Origin of the sequence: Bacillus sp. MMSF_3353, from assembly GCF_030733445.1 — a bacterium.
Classification (GTDB): Bacteria; Bacillota; Bacilli; order Bacillales; family Bacillaceae_G; genus Bacillus_A; species Bacillus_A wiedmannii.
Genome location: NZ_JASHJA010000001.1, coordinates 208,495 through 227,691, shown reverse-complemented (window position 1 = coordinate 227,691; position 19,197 = coordinate 208,495). Strand labels below are relative to the sequence as shown.

General features: G+C 37.8%; 18 protein-coding genes and 1 other annotated feature. All 18 genes read right to left on the bottom strand.

All coding sequences use genetic code 11. The features are described 5' to 3' along the window. Nucleotides 1-20 precede the first annotated feature (20 nt). Complete coding sequence (gene spoIVFB, locus RBB48_RS01200; protein WP_000599080.1) at nucleotides 21-881, bottom strand: stage IV sporulation intramembrane metalloprotease SpoIVFB; 861 nt, start codon at nucleotides 879-881, stop codon at nucleotides 21-23. Continuing rightward, complete coding sequence (gene spoIVFA / locus RBB48_RS01195) at nucleotides 874-1,620, bottom strand: stage IV sporulation protein SpoIVFA (RefSeq protein ID WP_097889237.1); 747 nt, start codon at nucleotides 1,618-1,620, stop codon at nucleotides 874-876. The genes spoIVFB and spoIVFA overlap by 8 nt, the downstream gene beginning before the upstream one ends. 133 nt (nucleotides 1,621-1,753) lie before the next feature. Further along, nucleotides 1,754-2,551, bottom strand: a complete 798-nt coding sequence (gene minD / locus RBB48_RS01190) for a septum site-determining protein MinD (protein ID WP_000503312.1) — start codon at nucleotides 2,549-2,551, stop codon at nucleotides 1,754-1,756. Nucleotides 2,552-2,553: 2 nt separating this feature from the next. After that, nucleotides 2,554-3,240 carry a septum site-determining protein MinC gene (gene minC, locus RBB48_RS01185; RefSeq protein ID WP_000391511.1) on the bottom strand — a complete coding sequence of 229 codons (687 nt, stop codon included), beginning with the start codon at nucleotides 3,238-3,240 and terminating at the stop codon, nucleotides 2,554-2,556. Nucleotides 3,241-3,275: 35 nt separating this feature from the next. Beyond that, nucleotides 3,276-3,821 (bottom strand): rod shape-determining protein MreD, encoded by a 546-nt coding sequence (gene mreD, locus RBB48_RS01180; protein ID WP_000975757.1) that lies wholly within the window; start codon nucleotides 3,819-3,821, stop codon nucleotides 3,276-3,278. Between the two features lie 14 nt (nucleotides 3,822-3,835). After that, on the bottom strand, nucleotides 3,836-4,687 hold the full coding sequence (gene mreC, locus RBB48_RS01175; protein ID WP_088064479.1) for a rod shape-determining protein MreC: 852 nt from the start codon (nucleotides 4,685-4,687) through the stop codon (nucleotides 3,836-3,838). A 41-nt stretch (nucleotides 4,688-4,728) separates the two neighbouring features. Next, nucleotides 4,729-5,748, bottom strand: coding sequence for a cell shape-determining protein MreB (gene mreB, locus RBB48_RS01170; RefSeq protein WP_000466737.1), 1,020 nt, complete (start codon nucleotides 5,746-5,748; stop codon nucleotides 4,729-4,731). A 157-nt stretch (nucleotides 5,749-5,905) separates the two neighbouring features. Next, nucleotides 5,906-6,583: a DNA repair protein RadC gene (gene radC / locus RBB48_RS01165; RefSeq protein ID WP_087957065.1), complete on the bottom strand. Its 678-nt coding sequence runs from the start codon at nucleotides 6,581-6,583 to the stop codon at nucleotides 5,906-5,908. 47 nt (nucleotides 6,584-6,630) lie between these two features. Further along, the gene (locus RBB48_RS01160; RefSeq protein ID WP_097889236.1) at nucleotides 6,631-7,206 is read right to left on the bottom strand and encodes a Maf family protein; all 576 of its coding nucleotides are present in this window, start codon (nucleotides 7,204-7,206) and stop codon (nucleotides 6,631-6,633) included. 221 nt (nucleotides 7,207-7,427) lie between these two features. Next, nucleotides 7,428-8,390: a stage II sporulation protein B gene (locus RBB48_RS01155; RefSeq protein WP_306007324.1), complete on the bottom strand. Its 963-nt coding sequence runs from the start codon at nucleotides 8,388-8,390 to the stop codon at nucleotides 7,428-7,430. 165 nt (nucleotides 8,391-8,555) lie between these two features. Further along, entirely contained in the window at nucleotides 8,556-9,857 is a 1,302-nt protein-coding gene (locus RBB48_RS01150; RefSeq protein WP_088609688.1) for a bifunctional folylpolyglutamate synthase/dihydrofolate synthase, read from the bottom strand. Between the two features lie 92 nt (nucleotides 9,858-9,949). Next, nucleotides 9,950-12,595, bottom strand: coding sequence for a valine--tRNA ligase (locus RBB48_RS01145; protein ID WP_000072220.1), 2,646 nt, complete (start codon nucleotides 12,593-12,595; stop codon nucleotides 9,950-9,952). Between the two features lie 38 nt (nucleotides 12,596-12,633). Then, nucleotides 12,634-12,866: a binding site (T-box leader), on the bottom strand. A gap of 158 nt (nucleotides 12,867-13,024) precedes the next feature. Further along, entirely contained in the window at nucleotides 13,025-14,050 is a 1,026-nt protein-coding gene (ysxE, locus tag RBB48_RS01140) for a spore coat protein YsxE (protein WP_088064510.1), read from the bottom strand. 62 nt (nucleotides 14,051-14,112) lie between these two features. After that, a complete protein-coding gene (gene spoVID / locus RBB48_RS01135; protein WP_098135092.1) occupies nucleotides 14,113-15,090 on the bottom strand; it encodes a stage VI sporulation protein D in 978 nt (325 codons plus the stop codon). A gap of 109 nt (nucleotides 15,091-15,199) precedes the next feature. Next, nucleotides 15,200-16,489 carry a glutamate-1-semialdehyde 2,1-aminomutase gene (gene hemL, locus RBB48_RS01130; protein WP_088609690.1) on the bottom strand — a complete coding sequence of 430 codons (1,290 nt, stop codon included), beginning with the start codon at nucleotides 16,487-16,489 and terminating at the stop codon, nucleotides 15,200-15,202. Further along, nucleotides 16,489-17,478 carry a porphobilinogen synthase gene (hemB, locus tag RBB48_RS01125; protein WP_088064512.1) on the bottom strand — a complete coding sequence of 330 codons (990 nt, stop codon included), beginning with the start codon at nucleotides 17,476-17,478 and terminating at the stop codon, nucleotides 16,489-16,491. Before hemB ends, hemL begins: the two co-directional genes overlap by 1 nt. Before the next feature lie 20 nt (nucleotides 17,479-17,498). Then, a complete protein-coding gene (gene hemD / locus RBB48_RS01120; protein ID WP_088064513.1) occupies nucleotides 17,499-18,251 on the bottom strand; it encodes a uroporphyrinogen-III synthase in 753 nt (250 codons plus the stop codon). 2 nt (nucleotides 18,252-18,253) lie between these two features. Then, on the bottom strand, nucleotides 18,254-19,183 hold the full coding sequence (gene hemC / locus RBB48_RS01115) for a hydroxymethylbilane synthase (protein ID WP_088609691.1): 930 nt from the start codon (nucleotides 19,181-19,183) through the stop codon (nucleotides 18,254-18,256). Nucleotides 19,184-19,197 lie beyond the last annotated feature (14 nt).

The window sequence follows — 19,197 nt, the reverse complement described above, 5'->3', positions numbered from 1 at the left end:
GGTTAGTGCTATCGTCAACACTAACCGATTAATTCTTCAACAGATGAAGTTGTTCGTTTTTCAGTAAAATACGCATAGAGTAATTCATTTTCATCCAATGTGTAATGTTCTTTATATTTTCCATGGACGATAATAGAGTGCTTATACCCTCTACGAAATTTTGTGAATATCTTATATAAATGATCTTCTGATTGCACTTCAATAGGTGCAATCTTTTCAATTCCTCTTTTGTTCCCATAATAACGTTCCAATAAAAAACGCATAAAGGCATACTGTCTTTGTTTCCACTCTTGATATAACGACACCGCTAAAAATATGAGTAGTACCCACATCATAATATTGTTACTATTCCAAAGTAACTGCCACACTAGTATTACACTAAAAAAAACACATGATAATTTCATCATCTTTTCATGTGCTTGTAAATAAGGAAAACGATATGATAATACGTTAAACAATACTTTTCCACCGTCAAGCGGCCAAATAGGTAGTAAATTAAATGCTAAAATAATTATATTATTCCATATAAAGAAATAATATAAATCCGCACCCAGCCAACCAGCTTCAAACACTATATAACCTACCACCATCATCCAAATATGTTGTATAGGCCCTGCAATTACAACAACAAGTTCCTCTTTCAATGACTTATTCCCGTGTTCCTCAAGCTCAGCCACACCACCAAACGGTAAAAGTTGAATCTTTTTAATACGCCAATTGTAGTGTGCCGCCGCAAAGGCATGCCCAAGTTCATGGATAAGAACGATACAAAATAACAGTAGTAACTCTTTAAAACGTGCCGTAAAAATACCAATGACAATAATAACCCAAAACAACGGATGCACTGAAATCTTCGTTAAAACTTCTCTATATTTAATCAAATGAAATCACCTGAATCGGGTCAATAAATTTTTCATTCTTTTTTATCGCGAAATAAAACTTACCATTTTTATTATTTGCATCATTATTCACCGTTCCAATTTTTTGTTTCTTTGAAACGTAATCATATAATTTCACTGTCATGTCATTTAAATTCGCATACCACGATTCTGTTCCATCTGCATGCTGAATTTGAACCGTATTACCAAGTTCCTCTTTCTTACCTGCAAAAACAACTAGCCCTTCATTCACTGACTCAACAGTTGCATTTGTAGCTGTTTGAACAAATACACCTTGGCCATTTTTTTGAAACCCTTGCATTACCTTTCCAGAAGCAGGGATGGCATAATCTTTTTGCTGAATCGTTCCTTCTTTTTTCTCAGTAGGTGAATAAAATACGAGTGGTTTTCCAAACTGCTTTTCGTACCATTTCGCTACAGTAGCAAACTGAAATTCTTCTTTCATCACTTTTTCTGTAACAGCTTTCGCACCGTCAAAAGAAGAGGGTGCATTCTTATATAAAATAGCGACAGAAAGAACTAATATTGCTGATAACAAAACTTTGAAGAAAAATACTTCTTTTCGAAATAAAGGATGAATTTCCTTTTCTCCATCTTCAATAAATACTGTTTCACTATCAAAATTCCCTCCAGCAAAATACTGCTCTTCCTCCATCCTTTCTTGCTCTGCCTTCCTTTTCGCAATCCGTTTTTTAATTTCTTCTACACGTCTATTCTTCATACTGTCTCCTTTCTTTCGTTAAGCTAATTTACATAGAAACAGTTGTATACAGTTTGTACATATGTATGAGCTAGGAAAGGAAGATATTCGTGTGAAGAAAAAAGAAAGCACTTCGCATATGCGCGAAGTGCCTTTAACGGATTCCAAAGAAGTTTTTCATCTTTGTAAATACCGATACCTTTTCTTGTCCAAATGCTTGCAATGGTACATTCTCACCCAACAAGCGTCTTGCAATATTACGATAAGCTAACGCTGCTTTTCCGCTCGGTTGCAACGCTACAGGTTCACCTGTATTTGTAGCACGAATAACTTCATCATCATCTTCGACAACACCAAGAAGCTCGATTGACAATGTACGTACGATTTCATCAACATCTAACATATCCTGTTCATGAAGCATATGACTACGCACACGGTTAATAACAAGTTTCGGTGGTTCAATATCCTCTTTTTCTAAAAGCCCGATAATACGATCCGCATCGCGCATTGAGGATACTTCTGGCGTCGTAACAACGATTGCTTTATCCGCACCAGCTACCGCGTTTTTAAATCCCTGCTCAATCCCCGCAGGACAATCAATTAATATGTAATCATAATCTTGACGTAATACTTGTATTAATTCATCCATTTGTTCAGGTGTTACCGCTGATTTATCACTCGTTTGTGCTGCAGGTAATAAATAAAGATCATCAAAACGTTTATCTTTAATAAGAGCCTGAGGTAAACGGCAACGCCCTTCAACGACATCAACAAGATCAAATACAATACGATTTTCCAGCCCCATTACTACGTCTAAGTTTCGAAGACCGATATCTGTGTCAATTAAGCACACTTTCTTTCCAGATAACGCCAGGGCTGTACCAATGTTCGCAGACGTTGTAGTTTTACCTACTCCGCCTTTTCCAGATGTAATTACTATTGCCTCTCCCACAGCTATACAATTCCCCTTTCTAACTTTGTTAAATTAGGTCTAAGATGAGTGAGAAGTTGCAGTCGATCGACAACAATGTGATTGTTCTCATTAATATACGCACATTCTGCCGCCTCCGCTCCGTCTTCTTTCTCTTCCGGAGCCCGCATTGCCACATCACTAATTCGAAGTTGCATCGGGTTCATATCAGATGCAGCGATTACAGCATCCGAATCCCCATAATACCCAGCATGCGCAATTCCTCTTAATGATCCTACGACAAAAATATTCCCCCCAGCGATAACCGTTCCGCCTGGATTAACATCTCCAATTAACAATAAATTTCCTTTTACATGTAAAACTTGTCCAGAGCGAACAATTTTGGAAATAGGGACAATTTCTGTTTCTTCTTTCCAAGCTATTGCTTCTGCTTTCGTTATAACATCACTTTCAATTGAATCCACAACAAGATTCTTTTTATTACGAATTAACGTACGAATCTCTTCTTGTTGGACTTCTGTTAAATAACGATTTCCCACTTTCACATGCACTTCAATTAAAGAGCGCCCATCACCATCATAGTAATGTGTAGAAAGCTTTTCATCCAGTTCCTCCAGTAATTCAGAGAATGAACAACAATCATCTAAATGAAGCGTTATTCCGTCTTTTGTCCCTTTTATTGTTACATTTTGTTGCTTTTTTTCTTCCACTAAAGTTCACCCCACCGATTCAATTCGACATAAAATTAGAAAATCCTTTTTTCTTTTTCTTCCATCGCTTTTGAAAGACGCACTAAATATCGTCTCAGTGGGAAACAAACTATCAATAAGAAAATTGCATTTAGCAATAAAGTAGACAGGAGACGATCTGTGAAAAAGACATACGCTGACATATGAGTACGTCCTAACAAAGTTAAAAATCCATACACATAATACTCTAGTGCTACAATACTAGCTAGTACAATAGAAGCAACAATAAATAAATTCAATTGTAGTATCTTCATCACACTATAAACTAAATAAGCTAAAATCGGATACGCAAATATATATATACCGACAAGTTCTGTGTATACGGTATCAAATAAGAAACCAAATAAGAGTCCGTAATAAATCCCTTGGACCGGACTATAGTACACAGTAATAAAACATAACACAATTATAAAGAAATGAGGTGCTGCTATACTGTCTTTCCAAAAAACCTCTGTTGGAACAATAGTAGCAAACATATTTTCAAATAGAAAAACAAAAAGGAGCAAAAGAGGAAGAGCTGCTCTTTTTAGAATCTTCATCATCTCTTCTCCCCCTCCTATTCTAATGGCGCTGAAGGCGTTGCACGTTTAGCAACCATAATATGCTCTACGTCATTCAAGTCAGCGGCCGGTTTTACATAAGCTGTTTTTGTTAAGCCGTATGGATCTGGCTGAACATCAACGATTGTTCCAATTACAAGACCTTTCGGGAAAATATCACCAAGTCCAGATGTTACTACTAGTTGATCTTTTTTCACGTCTGCATCAGAGCCGATCTTTGTGAAAAGAAGTAAGTGCTTTTCTTTGTCGTAACCTTCAATCAATCCGAAGATTTTCTCATCACCTTGTACGATAGCAGAAACACGATTTGTTCGGCTCATAGAACTTAGCAACTCTACTGATGATGTAAACTGAGATACACTTTTCACTCGTCCAACTAAACCTTGTGAAGTTACTACAGCCATATCTTTTTTAATTCCTTGCTGTGCTCCTTTATCAATTCCGATTAAATCGTACCATTTATCTGGATTACGAGAAACAACAGTAGATGGAATTTCAGTATATTGGCTATTCAACTCTTTTTTACCCGTTAACTCTTGTAACTTCTTGTTATCATCTTCTAATTGTTTTACTTTCCCTGATAGACCTGCATAATTATCTAATTTTGCTTTTAATTCTTTATTCTCTTCATACGTGCGCTTTACATCCTCTACATTTTCGAAGAATCCAGCTACGTATTTCGCTGGCTTTTGGAATACACGTTCTACAACACCGACAGTGTCTTTAACAAACTGCTCTGGCCATGTTAAACTGTTCCGTTCTTTCAATGAGATTCCAATCAATGCCACGAGAAGAATAATACTAACTAACAAAACAATTAATCTTTTGTTTAAGAAAAACTGTGGCACGTTCACACCCTCTTAATTTCATTGATTTTTATTTTGCAATATTATCGAGCAGCAGTTTTGAAAAGATCGATATTGTCTAATGCTTTACCTGTTCCAATTGCTACGCAATCTAATGGATCTTCTGCAACAAGGACTGGCATATTTGTTTCTTCACTAATCACTTTATCTAAGTTACGTAGTAATGCTCCGCCACCTGTTAATACGATACCACGGTCCATGATGTCTGCCGCTAATTCAGGTGGAGTTTTCTCTAACGTATTTTTAACAGATTCTACAATTGCATCTACTGTATCTTTTAATGCATCTGCAATTTCTTCTGGTTGAATTAGTACTGTTTTTGGTAAACCACTTACTAAATCACGACCACGAATTTCCATAGGCTCAATACCTTCTGGCTCGCCTGCAGAACCGATTTCTAATTTCAATGCTTCAGCTGTTCTTTCACCAATCATTAAGTTGTAGCTTTTCTTAATGTACTGAATGATTGAATCGTCCATATCATCACCAGCAACACGAACTGATTGACTTGTTACAATACCACCTAAAGAAATAATTGCAACTTCTGTTGTACCGCCACCGATATCAACAACCATGCTACCAGTTGGTTCCCAAACAGGTAAGTTTGCACCAATTGCTGCTGCAAATGGTTCTTCAATTGGATAAGCGTCACGAGCACCAGCTTGACGAGTCGCGTCAATTACTGCACGTCTTTCGACAGCTGTAATACCAGATGGTACACATACCATTACGTATGGTTTACGTGAGAAAAATCCATTTGATTTTTGAGCTTGTTGAATGTAATATTTCATCATTGTTGCTGTCGTTTCGTAATCAGCAATTACACCGTCTTTCATCGGGCGAAGTGCCACAACGTTTCCTGGTGTACGACCAATCATTTGTTTTGCATCGCTACCTACAGCAACGATTTGTTTCGTATCAGTTTGTAACGCTACTACTGAAGGTTCACGTAAAACTACACCTTTTCCTTTTACATATACAAGCGTGTTCGCAGTTCCTAAATCTATTCCAAGATCGCGAGTAAATCCACCAAATCCAAACATATTATTTATCTTCCTTTCTTGTTTTCACGGACTCATTTTTTCTTAATTTATATTATAAAAACAGTACGTTTTTTATATCTTTATCCTTTTTGTAGATAAATTTCTACAAAAAACTCATAAATCACATTATAAAACAAAATAAGTAAAAAGCATAGTCTTAAATATGACCTTTTTCCTTTAAACTCACGAATTTATGGTCGCCTATTATAATATGGTCAAGCACTTCAATTCCGATAATTCGGCCGCATTCTACTAAGCGTTTTGTTACTTCAATATCTTCTCGGCTCGGCGTGGGGTCTCCTGAGGGATGGTTATGAAGACATATGATAGAGGCTGCTGCACGGCGGAACGCTTCTTTAAATACTTCCCTTGGATGTACAATTGATGTGTTTAAGCTTCCAATGAAAATTGTTTGCCTATGTATAACTTGATTTTTTGTATTTAAATATAAACATACAAAATGCTCCTGCTGCAGGAAACGCATTTCTTCCATCATATATCTCGCGCAATCTTCTGGGCTTCGAATGCTATATCTATTTTGATATTCTAAACGCACCATTCTTCTACCGAGTTCAAAAGCAGCTATAAGCTGGGTTGCCTTCGCAACCCCAACACCATGTATACTGACAAGCTCTTCTAACGTTGCATCCTTCAACATACGTAAACCGTCAAAGTGATGTAAAATTTTATCTGATAACTTTAAAACTGTTTCTTCTTTAGAACCTGTTCTGAGTAACACTGCAAGAAGCTCCCGATTCGATAAACTTCCAGCTCCTTCTAACAATAAACGCTCCCGTGGCTGTTCTTCTTTGACAACATCACGAATACCGTTCATTTCTCCACCCCTTTTATTTGTTCTCTCAAAGAAAATCCCATGCAATTTTACGCATGGGTTACATCAATATTGAATTGTTTTAATTCCCGAACAAGACGGGAAATTGGTAACCCGACTACACTATAGTAGTCCCCTTGAATATGTTGAACAAAAATAGACCCTTTACCTTGAATCCCATAACTTCCTGCTTTATCAAGAGGCTCTTTCGATGCAACATATGCGTCAATTTCTTCTTCTGTTAATTCCCAAAACGTAACTTCTGTACGCTCGTAAAAAGTGACTGTTTTGTCTTTCGCTATAATTGCAACACCCGTATACACCTCATGTGTTTTCCCTGATAATAATTGCAACATTTCTTTCGCCTCAGCCTCATTAGAAGGCTTTCCAAGTATACGCGACTCATATGTAACAATTGTGTCTGCACCTAACACAATGTGATCACTATTCGTTTCTGCTACCGCAGATGCTTTTTGCAAAGCAAGTGACATAACAATATCAGAAGGTGAGGAATACGCACCAATCTTTTCTTCTACTTCACTTACAATAATTTCAAATGGCACACCAGCTAACTCAAGTAATTCCTTCCTGCGAGGTGACCCTGAAGCTAAAATAATTTTTTTCATATTTTCTCCTTCCTTTCTCACATGAAGCAGACTCATTTACAACAATCGTATCAAAGGAATAGTTTGTCCACAAATGAAAGAAATATTATCTTCTCTATATAAAATAATACCTCTTTACTAACATACAATTATATTTCTGCCATAGAGAAAGCACTTTACTATAAATTCAAAAGAAAAGAAAGAAGTACCTACACTTCTTCCCTCATCATTTCATTATCCTATTATTTCGCCTTTTGTGAAACAATTTTTTCATACGAAAGCATACCATCAATAATAACTTGATTTAGTTTCGCCAAAGATTCCTTATCATCTTTTCCGTCCTTCACTGTTTGCACAGCTACTGACGTATACATATACAATTTCTTCGCTTCTTCTTGCTTCATACTTTTCCCTTCTTTTTCAATCGCTTTCCACTCTTTTTCAATCGCCCCTATATCTTTCGCATTACTTTTTCCACTAGCTTGTACGCTGGAAGCATATTTTGCTAAATGAGTATATAATGGCTGTACTTTTGTTAAAAATGCCCCAACTTCTTTATCATCTTTAAGTAACGCTTTATCTGTTATATCCCAGTCCTTTTTCAATACGGAGACATTATCATTTTTATACTGCGTCATTAATTGATTTATGCCTTGTTCATCGCTAGCAATACCAACAACTAATGCATACTTATCACCGCTCGATTTTAAAGCTGCAACGCCTCCATTACCTTTCCACTCTTCAAGAGCGGCCTGTCCCTTTTCTTCGGAAGAATAAATCCCTCCTTGCACAAAAAATAATTTCATTGGATCTAATGACGTTCCTGTCTGTGCTTTTTGTTTTTCCTCTTTTGGTGCCGGTGTTTGTTCTGCCGTTCCGCCCACCTTTGATTCTTCATTTCGCATCTGCTTCGAAGCCGTTACTTCGCTTCCCCCTGTCGCACCTTGTCCTTTAAGTAACTGTAGCATTCCCATCCCAAAAGCCGTACCAATAACAATCGCAGTGGCAACGATTGCAATTAACGTATTGCTCCACTTCTTTCGTTTTTTTTCCTTAGACACCAATTTCGCTTTTTGAAACGGAACAACGTTTTTCGGTCTTTCACTTTCTACTACCATCCATTCAAATTCATCTTTCTTCTTCTCCTCATACTTCGCTTCTGTTCCATTCACTTTCACTGAGATCGTTCGTGATTGCTTGTCCATACACTCACACCTCACCTCTTATCGTTGTCCGCATCATATCATATTCATTTCACAAAAAAACGAGATATTTGTCAGAGGAATTCGCCAAATAACCCTATATATTTATCTTATATGTATGCATTTGACTTCATTTGTAGAACAAAAAAACTAGATAGCAAAGACTATCTAGTTTTTCTCGCGAATATATTTTCGAACTTCCGAAATGAAATAAAGAGAACCTGTTATGATAAAAACATCATTTTCTCCAATCATTTCAACCTTCGTATCAATTGCCTCTTTCCAATTTTCAAAAACTAGTTTTGACTCTTTCTTTGAATACGATGCAAGCTTGTCAGCAGAAATAGCACGATCAAAGGCGAATGTTGTAAAAATAATTTCATCGGCAATGGTTTCTAATTGATCTACCATATTATGCAATTGTTTATCACCTAGGGCAGTAAATAAAACTATTACATTTTTATCTTTGTAATGTGATTCTACTGTTTTCACAAGACTTTCGATACCTTCTGGGTTATGGGCACCATCTATAATAATATCTGGATTGCTTTGCAGTTTTTCAAATCGACCAATCCAATACGCTTCCTGTAATCCAGTTCTTATTTCTACTTCCTCAATTAAAAATGATAAGTATGTTTTGACATACATGACTGCCATAAGTGCAAGTGCTGCGTTTCCTACTTGGTGAACACCTTTCATTGAGATTCGCACATCTTCAAAAGTGGCGAAAGGACAAGTGAAATCGAACCGTTCTCCATCTTCGCCAGACTGTTTATGTAACGCTGTAAAATGCTTGCCCATCTCGTATAAGTTTGCATGATTTTCCTTTGCAACTTTTTGAATGACTTGCAATGCTTCCTCATCTTGTACACCAGTAATAACCGGAACACCAGACTTAATAATCCCCGCCTTTTCATATGCAATTTCTCCTAGTGTATTCCCTAAAATATGCATATGATCGTGGCCGATATTTGTAATAATCGTGAGAACAGGATGAATAACATTCGTAGAATCAAAGCGCCCTCCAAGCCCTGTTTCAAATAAAACAACATCACAGAAATTAACTTTACCGAAATAACAAATTGCCATAACAGTAATAATTTCAAACTCAGTCGCTTCCCCTAAATCCGTCCCATCTAGTTTTTCAACGACTGGCTTTACCATCTTTACAAGTTCAGTAATCTCTTCATCTGCAATTGGTGTCCCGTTCACACTAATACGTTCGTTAAATGTTTCAATATATGGAGAGGTAAATGTTCCTACCTTATATTTTGCATCTTCTAACATGTAGCGCATATATGTTAACGTTGAACCTTTTCCATTTGTACCAGCAAGATGAACACATTTTATGTGACGCTCTGGATTTCCGAGCTCTTCTAGCATCCATTTCATTCTTTCTAATCCCGGTTTAATACCAAACTTCAATCGGCTATGAATCCACCCTATCGCTTCTTCGTATGTATGTATCACGTATGCTTTCCCCTTTCAAAAGACAACCTTCATACCCCTATTATACGCAAAGAAAAGAGACTCACCAATATAGTGAGCCTCTAAAAAATATTTTACTTTTCAAGATCTGCTAGACGTTGGCGAACTGCTTCACGTTTTTCTAGGTAGTCTTGCTCTTTCGCACGCTCTCCATCAATAACTGCTGCAGGAGCTTTCGCTACGAAACCTTGGTTTGAAAGTTTCTTCTGTACACGTTCTACTTCTTTGTCGAACTTCTCAAATTCTTTCTCAAGACGTGCTCTCTCTTCATCAAGATTGATAAGATCAGCTAACGGTAAGAATAACTCTGCACCTGATACGATTGCAGTCATTGCTTTTTCTGGTGCTTGTAAATCCGTTTGAATTATTAATTCGCTTGGGTTACAGAAACGCTCAATGTAAGAGCTGTTTTTCGTAAGTTGAGCAAGTACAGCCTCATCTTTTGCTTTAATTTGCATTTGAACTTTTTTGCTCATTGGCGTATTAACTTCTGCACGGATGTTACGAACAGAGCGAATGATATCAACTAGAAGGTGCATTTCTGCCGCAGCTTCTGTATCTTGTAAATCTTCACGAACTGTTGGCCATGCTGCTACTGTAATAGATTCGCCTTCATGCGGTAAATGTTGCCAAATCTTCTCTGTTACGAATGGCATGAATGGGTGTAATAGACGCATTGTTTGGTCTAATACGTAAGCTAAAATAGAACGAGTTGTTTTCTTAGCTGCTTCATCTTCACCGTATAGTGGAAGTTTCGCCATTTCAATGTACCAGTCACAGAAATCGTCCCAAATGAAGTTGTATAATGAACGACCAGCTTCACCGAACTCATATTTATCCATGTTACGCGTTACGCTTTCGATTGTTTCGTTTAAGCGAGTTAAAATCCACTTATCCGCAACTGATTTTTCACCAGTTAAATCGATTTCTTCATACTTCATATCATCCATGTTCATTAATACGAAACGTGATGCGTTCCAAATTTTATTAATGAAGTTCCAAGTAGACTCTACTTTTTCCATACTGAAACGTAAATCTTGACCTGGTGCGCTTCCTGTTGATAAGAAATAGCGCATTGCATCTGCACCGTACTTCTCGATAACATCCATTGGATCAATACCGTTACCAAGAGATTTACTCATTTTACGTCCTTGCTCATCACGAACTAAACCGTGAATTAATACATCTTTAAATGGACGCTCGCCTGTAAACTCTAAACCTTGGAAAATCATACGAGATACCCAGAAGAAGATGATGTCATACCCCGTTACTAATGCATCTGTTGAATAATAACGTTTAAAGTCTGCTGAATCTTCATCCGGCCAGCCAAGTGTTGAGAACGGCCATAACGCTGAACTGAACCATGTATCAAGTACGTCGTTATCTTGATTCCAGTTTTCAATATCTGCTGGTGCATCTGTACCTACGTATACTTCACCAGTTTCTTTATGATACCAAGCTGGAATACGGTGTCCCCACCATAATTGACGAGAAATACACCAGTCGTGAATGTTTTCCATCCAGCGTAAGTATGTGTTTTCAAAACGTTCTGGTACGAACGTTACTTTCTCTTCTTCTTTTTGTTGAAGCTCTACTGCCTTCTCAGCAAGTGGAGCCATTTTTACGAACCATTGTGTTGATAAGTAAGGCTCAACAACTGCACCACTACGCTCACTATGACCTACTGAATGCATATGAGGCTCGATTTCTACTAATACGCCCGCTTCTTGTAAGTCCTTCACTAACGCTTTACGGCATTCGAAACGATCCATACCGTTATACTTACCAGCTTTTTCGTTCATTGATCCATCTTCGTTCATTACTAAGATACGTGGTAAGTCATGACGGTTACCTACTTCAAAGTCATTCGGGTCATGAGCTGGTGTAATTTTTACAACGCCTGTTCCGAAATCTTTTTCTACGTACTCATCAGCAATAATCGGAATCTCACGGCCTACGATTGGAAGTGTAACTGTTTTCCCGATTAAATGTTTGTAACGATCGTCTTCTGGATGAACTGCTACTGCTGTATCACCAAGCATCGTTTCTGGACGAGTAGTAGCAAGACGAATATGACCAGAACCATCTGTTAACGGATAGTTCATATGGTAGAATGCACCTTGAACTTCTTTATGAATTACTTCAATATCAGAAAGAGCTGTGCGTGTTGCTGGGTCCCAGTTGATAATATATTCACCGCGGTAAATTAAGCCTTTTTCGTATAATTGAACGAATACTTTATTAACCGCATCAGATAAACCTTCGTCTAATGTGAAACGTTCACGAGAATAGTCTAATCCTAAACCAACTTTCCCCCATTGTTGACGAATGTGAGACGCGTATTCCTCTTTCCATTCCCAAGCTTTTTCAAGGAATTTCTCACGGCCAAGATCGTAACGTGAAATACCTTCTTCACGAAGTTTCCCTTCTACTTTTGCTTGTGTTGCGATACCCGCATGGTCCATTCCTGGAAGCCATAATACATCGTAACCTTGCATACGCTTCGTACGAGTTAAAATATCTTGAAGAGTTGTATCCCAAGCATGACCTAAGTGTAACTTACCAGTTACGTTCGGAGGTGGAATTACAATTGTGTATGGTTGTTTCTTCTCATCTCCTGTTGCTTCGAAATATTTGCCTTCAAGCCACCATTGATAAAGGCCTTCTTCAACGGACATATGATCATATTTAGTTGGTAAATTCTTTTCCGTGTTTGACATTATTTTCCCTCCTTAAAATAAAAAATGCCCCTCATCCAAAAAAGGACGAGGGACATCGCGGTACCACCTTTATTTACAAACAAATTCAGGAATTTGCTTATACTCTTAATTTGATAACGGACAAATCCGTCTTTTCCTAATGAGAACTATTCCGTTCAGAAAAGATGCTCCAGGGCTACCTTCTAACATAACTATCTAGAGAATCTCCCAGCTAATGATTCTCCTCTCTGAAGACGTTTCTTGTTATACTCTTCCCCTTCAAGGCATTTATATGATTGTTAATTATTATATACAATAGTGTAAAAAACGAAACCCTATTCGTCAAGATAAATTTAATACTACGGCTTTTTGGGCAAAAAAAGAAGATAAGTAGCATCCTCTACTTATCTTCTTTCTCCCGCTATTTGCGGGCAGTAAGACCCCATCACTTTATCCGCTCCCTTGCTGAGCAGCTTGTAATTGCGAAAGGAAATATTCTATATTGCTAACGAGCCAATGCGATTGTTGTAAGCTCTTTACTCCGAGCAGTTCATTTTCCTCATTGCGACTCTCTCTTCTTTTCTTATAAGACTGGATTTGCCGAATAAATTGCGATGGATACGTCATATATGCAAACATGAGTAGTTGCTCTTCTTTCGTAAAAGGGAAATTTTTTTGGTACATTTGATACCATTCAAACCGATCACTTCGCGCAATTGGATACGTATTTAAAGACCGAGAATAAAACCCTACTATATCTTGCACCGGTGTGGCAAACTTAGATTTTTCTAAACTAATAAAATAGCCATTCCGTTCATAATCAAATAAGAAATGATTAAGCGATACGTTACCATGTACAAAAGTAATACGTGTTTTTTCTTTTTCTTTCATCGCATCGTTCCACTCAGTTAATTGCTTCATTGCAAACTCACGCGCCCTCATTACATGATGATAGTACGTACAATATTGCAATTCAAACGGAGACATATACCACTTCGCTTCAGATTCTACGAGAAACTCTTCTAACATCTCACCATCATTCTCCCAGCGATCGGATATATTTGTATAATGTTTTTCTAAATCTTCTTCTGTATACGTTTCTTCTTTCACCGTTTTTTGATGTAACGTCCCGAGAGTTTGAAACATTTTATGGTATTGATCATTATCCTCGCCATTGCCTTCCGCACGTTCTAACCAAGGCATTAAATAATAATTATACGTCCCGTCACTTAAAATATAATTTCCATCCGTCGCATGGTATATAGGTACATAATTTGAAAAACCGTTCTCCTTCAAATATTGAATATGGTGCAAAAAGTTATTCCTCTCTAATTTCCCGTCTTCTATTTTCTTGAGCGCATACGGACCTTGATTCGTGTAAATTTTCGTTACACTTCCGTGCTCTTCCATATGCTGTGTATCCAATCTATATTGCCTTACAATGGGTTCATAGCGATTTCGTAATTCAATATCCATACGAATAACCCTTTCTATTCAAAACATTGCCTTTAGGAAAATAAGTGAGTGAAAACACTCACTTATTTCGCTTTTGCCCTTGAAACAGGAATATAAATAATTTGTCCCGCAGTTAAATATATATCTTCTGTTTGATTGACACGATATAAGTTTTGTACAGACGTTTCATAACGGTCTGCAACAGATTCGATTGTATCCCCTTCTTGCACGAAATACATTCTTAACTTTGTAAATTCTTCTTCCGGTTCTTTCGTAAATATTTTCGTTAAATAAAGTGCATTTTCATCTCGCTGTGAATACGCTTCTTCTTCTTGCTCTTCTTGTTTTTTCGCTTTTTCTTTCTTGAAATCTTTTCTTCCGAACAATTCAAATTGTGGCGTTGATTCTTTCTCCTCTTCACGCTCCACAAATTCATGTTCTTCTATTTCCTCTTCCTCTACTTCCTGCTCTTTTCTTTCCTCTAGTTGAAACGGTTCAAATGCGTAATCTTCCCACTCATCTGATTCCTTATAGACTGGTTCTTCTACGTGCATGGCGGGTCTATTTTCATCTTCTTGTGCGGAATCAGCCTCTAACTCAGCATACGCTGTTTCTTCCTCTTCATCCTCGATTCTTTCTTCATCACATAAACCAGTGATAGATATATCCGCTAATAATTGTAAGCAACCATTTTCCTTTAATTCATAATCAAATTCCTCAATAGATACATATAGTTCTTCAATTACTTTCACACGGTTTCTCGGAATTGATATTTCAAGCGGAAAGGAATGAACAAGTTCATTAACCCCATCTTCCCTTGTTTCTACATAATCAATCGACTTCGCTGGCGATAAATCTCTTAATGAATAAGCCGAATCATCTTGCCGCGCAACATACTCTCCCGTTAAATCTAATTGCCCTCTCACGATAACTTCATGATCAAGCTCTTCTATCTCAACGTCTGGATCTAACGAAATTGACAAAAGTTCTTCGACTTCCTGTCCTTTTTGGAACCAAACAGATTCTTTTAATGAAAAACGTAATGAATGATCTGTTGCCACTTTTTTTCCCCCTCCCAAACTATATGTCATTACAGATTTATGTATGGAAAGCTGACTTTATGAATAAAAAAAATCGCTCCCCTTATGGAGAGCGATTTTCTTTCAACAATTAGGCTTTTAATTTTGACATTGCAATTTCAGCTGCTGCAATCGTCGCTTCAATATCTGCATCACTATGTGCTGTCGATAAGAATAGACCTTCGAATTGAGATGGTGGCAAGAATACACCTTGTTCTACCATTTCACGATAGTAAGCCGCAAAGAATTCTAAGTTTGAAGATTTTGCTGCATCGTAATTAATAACTTGTTCATCTGTAAAGAAGATACCAATCATAGAACCCGCACGATTAATATGATGCGGAATGCCATGTTTTTCAGCCGCTTTACGTAAGCCAGCTTCTAACATTTCAGCTTTACGCTCAAATTCTACATATGATTCTGGCGTTAACTGTACTAACGTTTCATAACCTGCTGCCATTGCAAGTGGGTTACCTGATAAAGTACCTGCTTGGTAAATCGGTCCGCTCGGTGCAACTTGGCGCATAATTTCTGCTTTACCACCGTATGCTCCTACTGGTAAGCCACCACCGATTACTTTACCTAAACAAGTTAAATCAGGTGTTACACCGTAATAACCTTGTCCGCAATTATAAGCAACTCGGAATCCTGTCATGACTTCATCAAAAATAAGCAATGCACCATTTTGCTCTGTTACTTCACGAAGACCTTCTAAAAATCCTGGTTGCGGAGGAACAACACCCATATTTCCTGCTACTGGTTCTACAATTATACAAGCAATATCATCACCAAATTGTTCGAAAGCGTATTTCACACTTTCTAAATCGTTATACGCTACGGTAATCGTATTTTTCGCTACACCTTCTGGTACACCTGGGCTATCTGGTAAACCTAGCGTCGCCACACCAGAACCGGCTTTAATTAATAACGAATCACCATGACCGTGGTAACAACCGATGAATTTCAAAATTTTATTACGTCCTGTATAACCACGAGCTAAACGTAGCGCACTCATTGTCGCTTCTGTTCCAGAGTTAACCATACGTACAATCTCAATTGATGGTACGCGCTCAATAACAAGTTTCGCTAATTTATTCTCAATTTCCGTTGGGGCACCGAAGCTTGTTCCTCTTTCAGCAACAGATTTTAAAGCTTCAACAACACGATCATTCGCATGACCATGAATTAAAGGACCCCATGATAATACGTAATCGATGTATTCATTTCCATCGATATCATATACTTTAGAGCCTTTTCCGCTCTCCATAAACAACGGATTCATACCAACAGACTTAAAAGCACGAACGGGGCTATTTACGCCACCAGGCATTAAATCTTGCGCCTCTTCAAACGCCGCAATCGACTTATCAAACTTTTTCATTATTTAGCGCCTCCTTCTTGTAACCATCTTGCTGCATCTTTAGCATGATACGTAATAATTAAATCTGCTCCTGCACGTTTCATGCTAATTAATTTTTCAAGTACAACTTCTTTTTCATTAATCCAACCATTTTGCGCTGCTGCTTTAATCATCGAATATTCACCACTTACGTTATAAGCAACGACTGGTAAATTAAAGTTATTTTTCACATCACGAACGATATCTAAGTAAGAAAGAGCTGGCTTTACAATTAAGAAATCTGCCCCTTCCATTACATCTGATTCTGCTTCACGGAATGCTTCCATACGGTTCGCTGGATCCATTTGATATGTTTTACGATCACCAAATTGCGGAGCACCGTGCGCCGCATCACGGAATGGTCCGTAAAATGCTGATGAATATTTCACAGCGTACGACATTACTGGTACGTGTCCAAAACCATTTTCATCTAATGCATGGCGAATTGCTGTTACGAATCCGTCCATCATGTTTGATGGCGCAATAATGTCCGCTCCTGCTTTCGCTTGGCTTACAGCTGTTTTCGCAAGAACTGCAAGAGACTCGTCATTTAAAATAATACCATCTTCAATTACACCGCAATGACCATGGCTTGTGAATTGACATAAACATGTATCTGCAACTACTACTAGCTCAGGGAATTCACCTTTAATTTGCTTAATTGCACGTTGCACAATTCCATGATCACAATATGCTGATGATCCAACTTCATCTTTTTCAGCAGGTAAACCAAATACAATAACAGAACGAATACCTAAATCAACAACCTCTTGCATTTCAGCTTGCAATAAATCTAAAGATATTTGATATACGCCTGGCATAGAAGGCACTTCATTACGAACATTTTCTCCTTCTAATACAAAAATAGGGTAAATAAAATCTTCCGTATGTAAAAACGTTTCACGCACAAGCGCACGCATATTACCGCTTTGTCTTAAGCGACGATGACGATTAAATTGTAAAGAGTTCATAGATTTCTATCCCCATTCTTTTATTTTATAGATTCACAAATGCATTGTAGTAATGCTTCTACAGTGTACTCTTTCGGCATAATAACATGTGGAAAATAAAGGATCGCCTCTTTTTCCGTAATAGGCCCTATACAAGCAATTGTACAGTTTTTTGTCCATTCTCTCCAGTTTGTACCCTCAAGTAAACGAACAAAACTAGTAACAGTTGAAGGGCTTGTAAATGTAATAATGTCTACTTTCCCTACTTCTAACGCTACTATAAGCTCTTGCCTTTTCCCTACATTCTCTTTCGTACCATATACGATTAGCTCATCTAGAGAAACACCAATTTCGCGAAGTGCAACTGGAATTACATCTCTTGCTAAATTCCCTTTCGGAAATAAAATGCACTCGTTTCCACTTAGTCTTTTTACAAACTCTTCTGCAAATACTTCTGCAACAAATGCAGTTGGAACGAAGTCCACTTGATAGCCCCGCTTTTCTAACTCTAACCTTGTTTTCACGCCTACTGCAGCAATTTTAGTCTTTGCGGGTAGCTTCTTTCTCAAACTATCTAGAAAAAAAGCTACTCCATTTTTACTCGTAAAAATAACCCAGTCATACGAATGCAGGTGCCCTGCTATATGTTGAATTTGCCTATGAGACATACCTTCCATACGCAAAAGCGGAATTTCCAATGGAATTCCGCTCTTTTCTTTCACCGCTACACTCATTTGTTTCGCTTGATGCTGGGCACGTGTAATTAATACCGTTTTGCCAGCGAGAGCGTTCATATTTATTGTTGCCCCTTATTTGCAGCAAGAATGAGTTCTTTGGCGCCTTGTTTAATTAAACGGTCCGCAGCCTCTAATCCTACTTCCTCTGGATTAGTTCCTACTACTATCTCTTTCAATAAAATAGAACCGTCCATAGAACCGACAAGAGCTGTTAATTCGATTGCATCATTTTCTGTAAGAGTTGCATATCCAGCGATCGGAACTTGGCAGCCACCTTCAAGTTTATGAAGAAATACTCGTTCTGCCGCCACTGTTCTTTCTGTTACTGCATCATTCATATGCGCTAACAACTGTAGTAAATCCTTATCATCCTCACGGCATTCAATCGCTAATGCACCTTGTCCTACAGCAGGTACACATAACGTCTCATCTAAATGTTCTGTAATAACTTCATTATCCCAGCCCATTCTTTGTAATCCAGCTGTTGCTAAAATGATTGCATCGTAATCCTCTTCTTGTAATTTACGTAAACGTGTATCGATATTTCCTCGAATCCACTTCACTTGTAAATCTGGTCTCGCAGCTAATAATTGTGCACTGCGTCTTAAACTACTCGTACCTAAAATAGCGCCTTCTGCTAACTCTTTAAACGCTGCTCCGCTTTTTGAGATAAAAGCATCACGAGGGTCAACACGCTTCGGTGTACAACCAATCATTAATCCTTCTGGAAGTACGGCCGGCATATCTTTCATACTATGTACAGCCATATCAATTTCTTTCGTAAGTAACGCATGTTCAATCTCTTTAACAAACAAGCCTTTTCCGCCTACTTTTGAAAGAGTAACATCTAAAATAACATCACCTTTTGTGACGATTTCTTTCACTTCAAATTCATATGGTAAACCTAGTGCTTTTAACTGATCAATAAACCAGTTTGTTTGCGTTAATGCTAATTTACTCTTTCGTGACCCTACAATAATTTTGCGCATAATTCTCTCTCCTC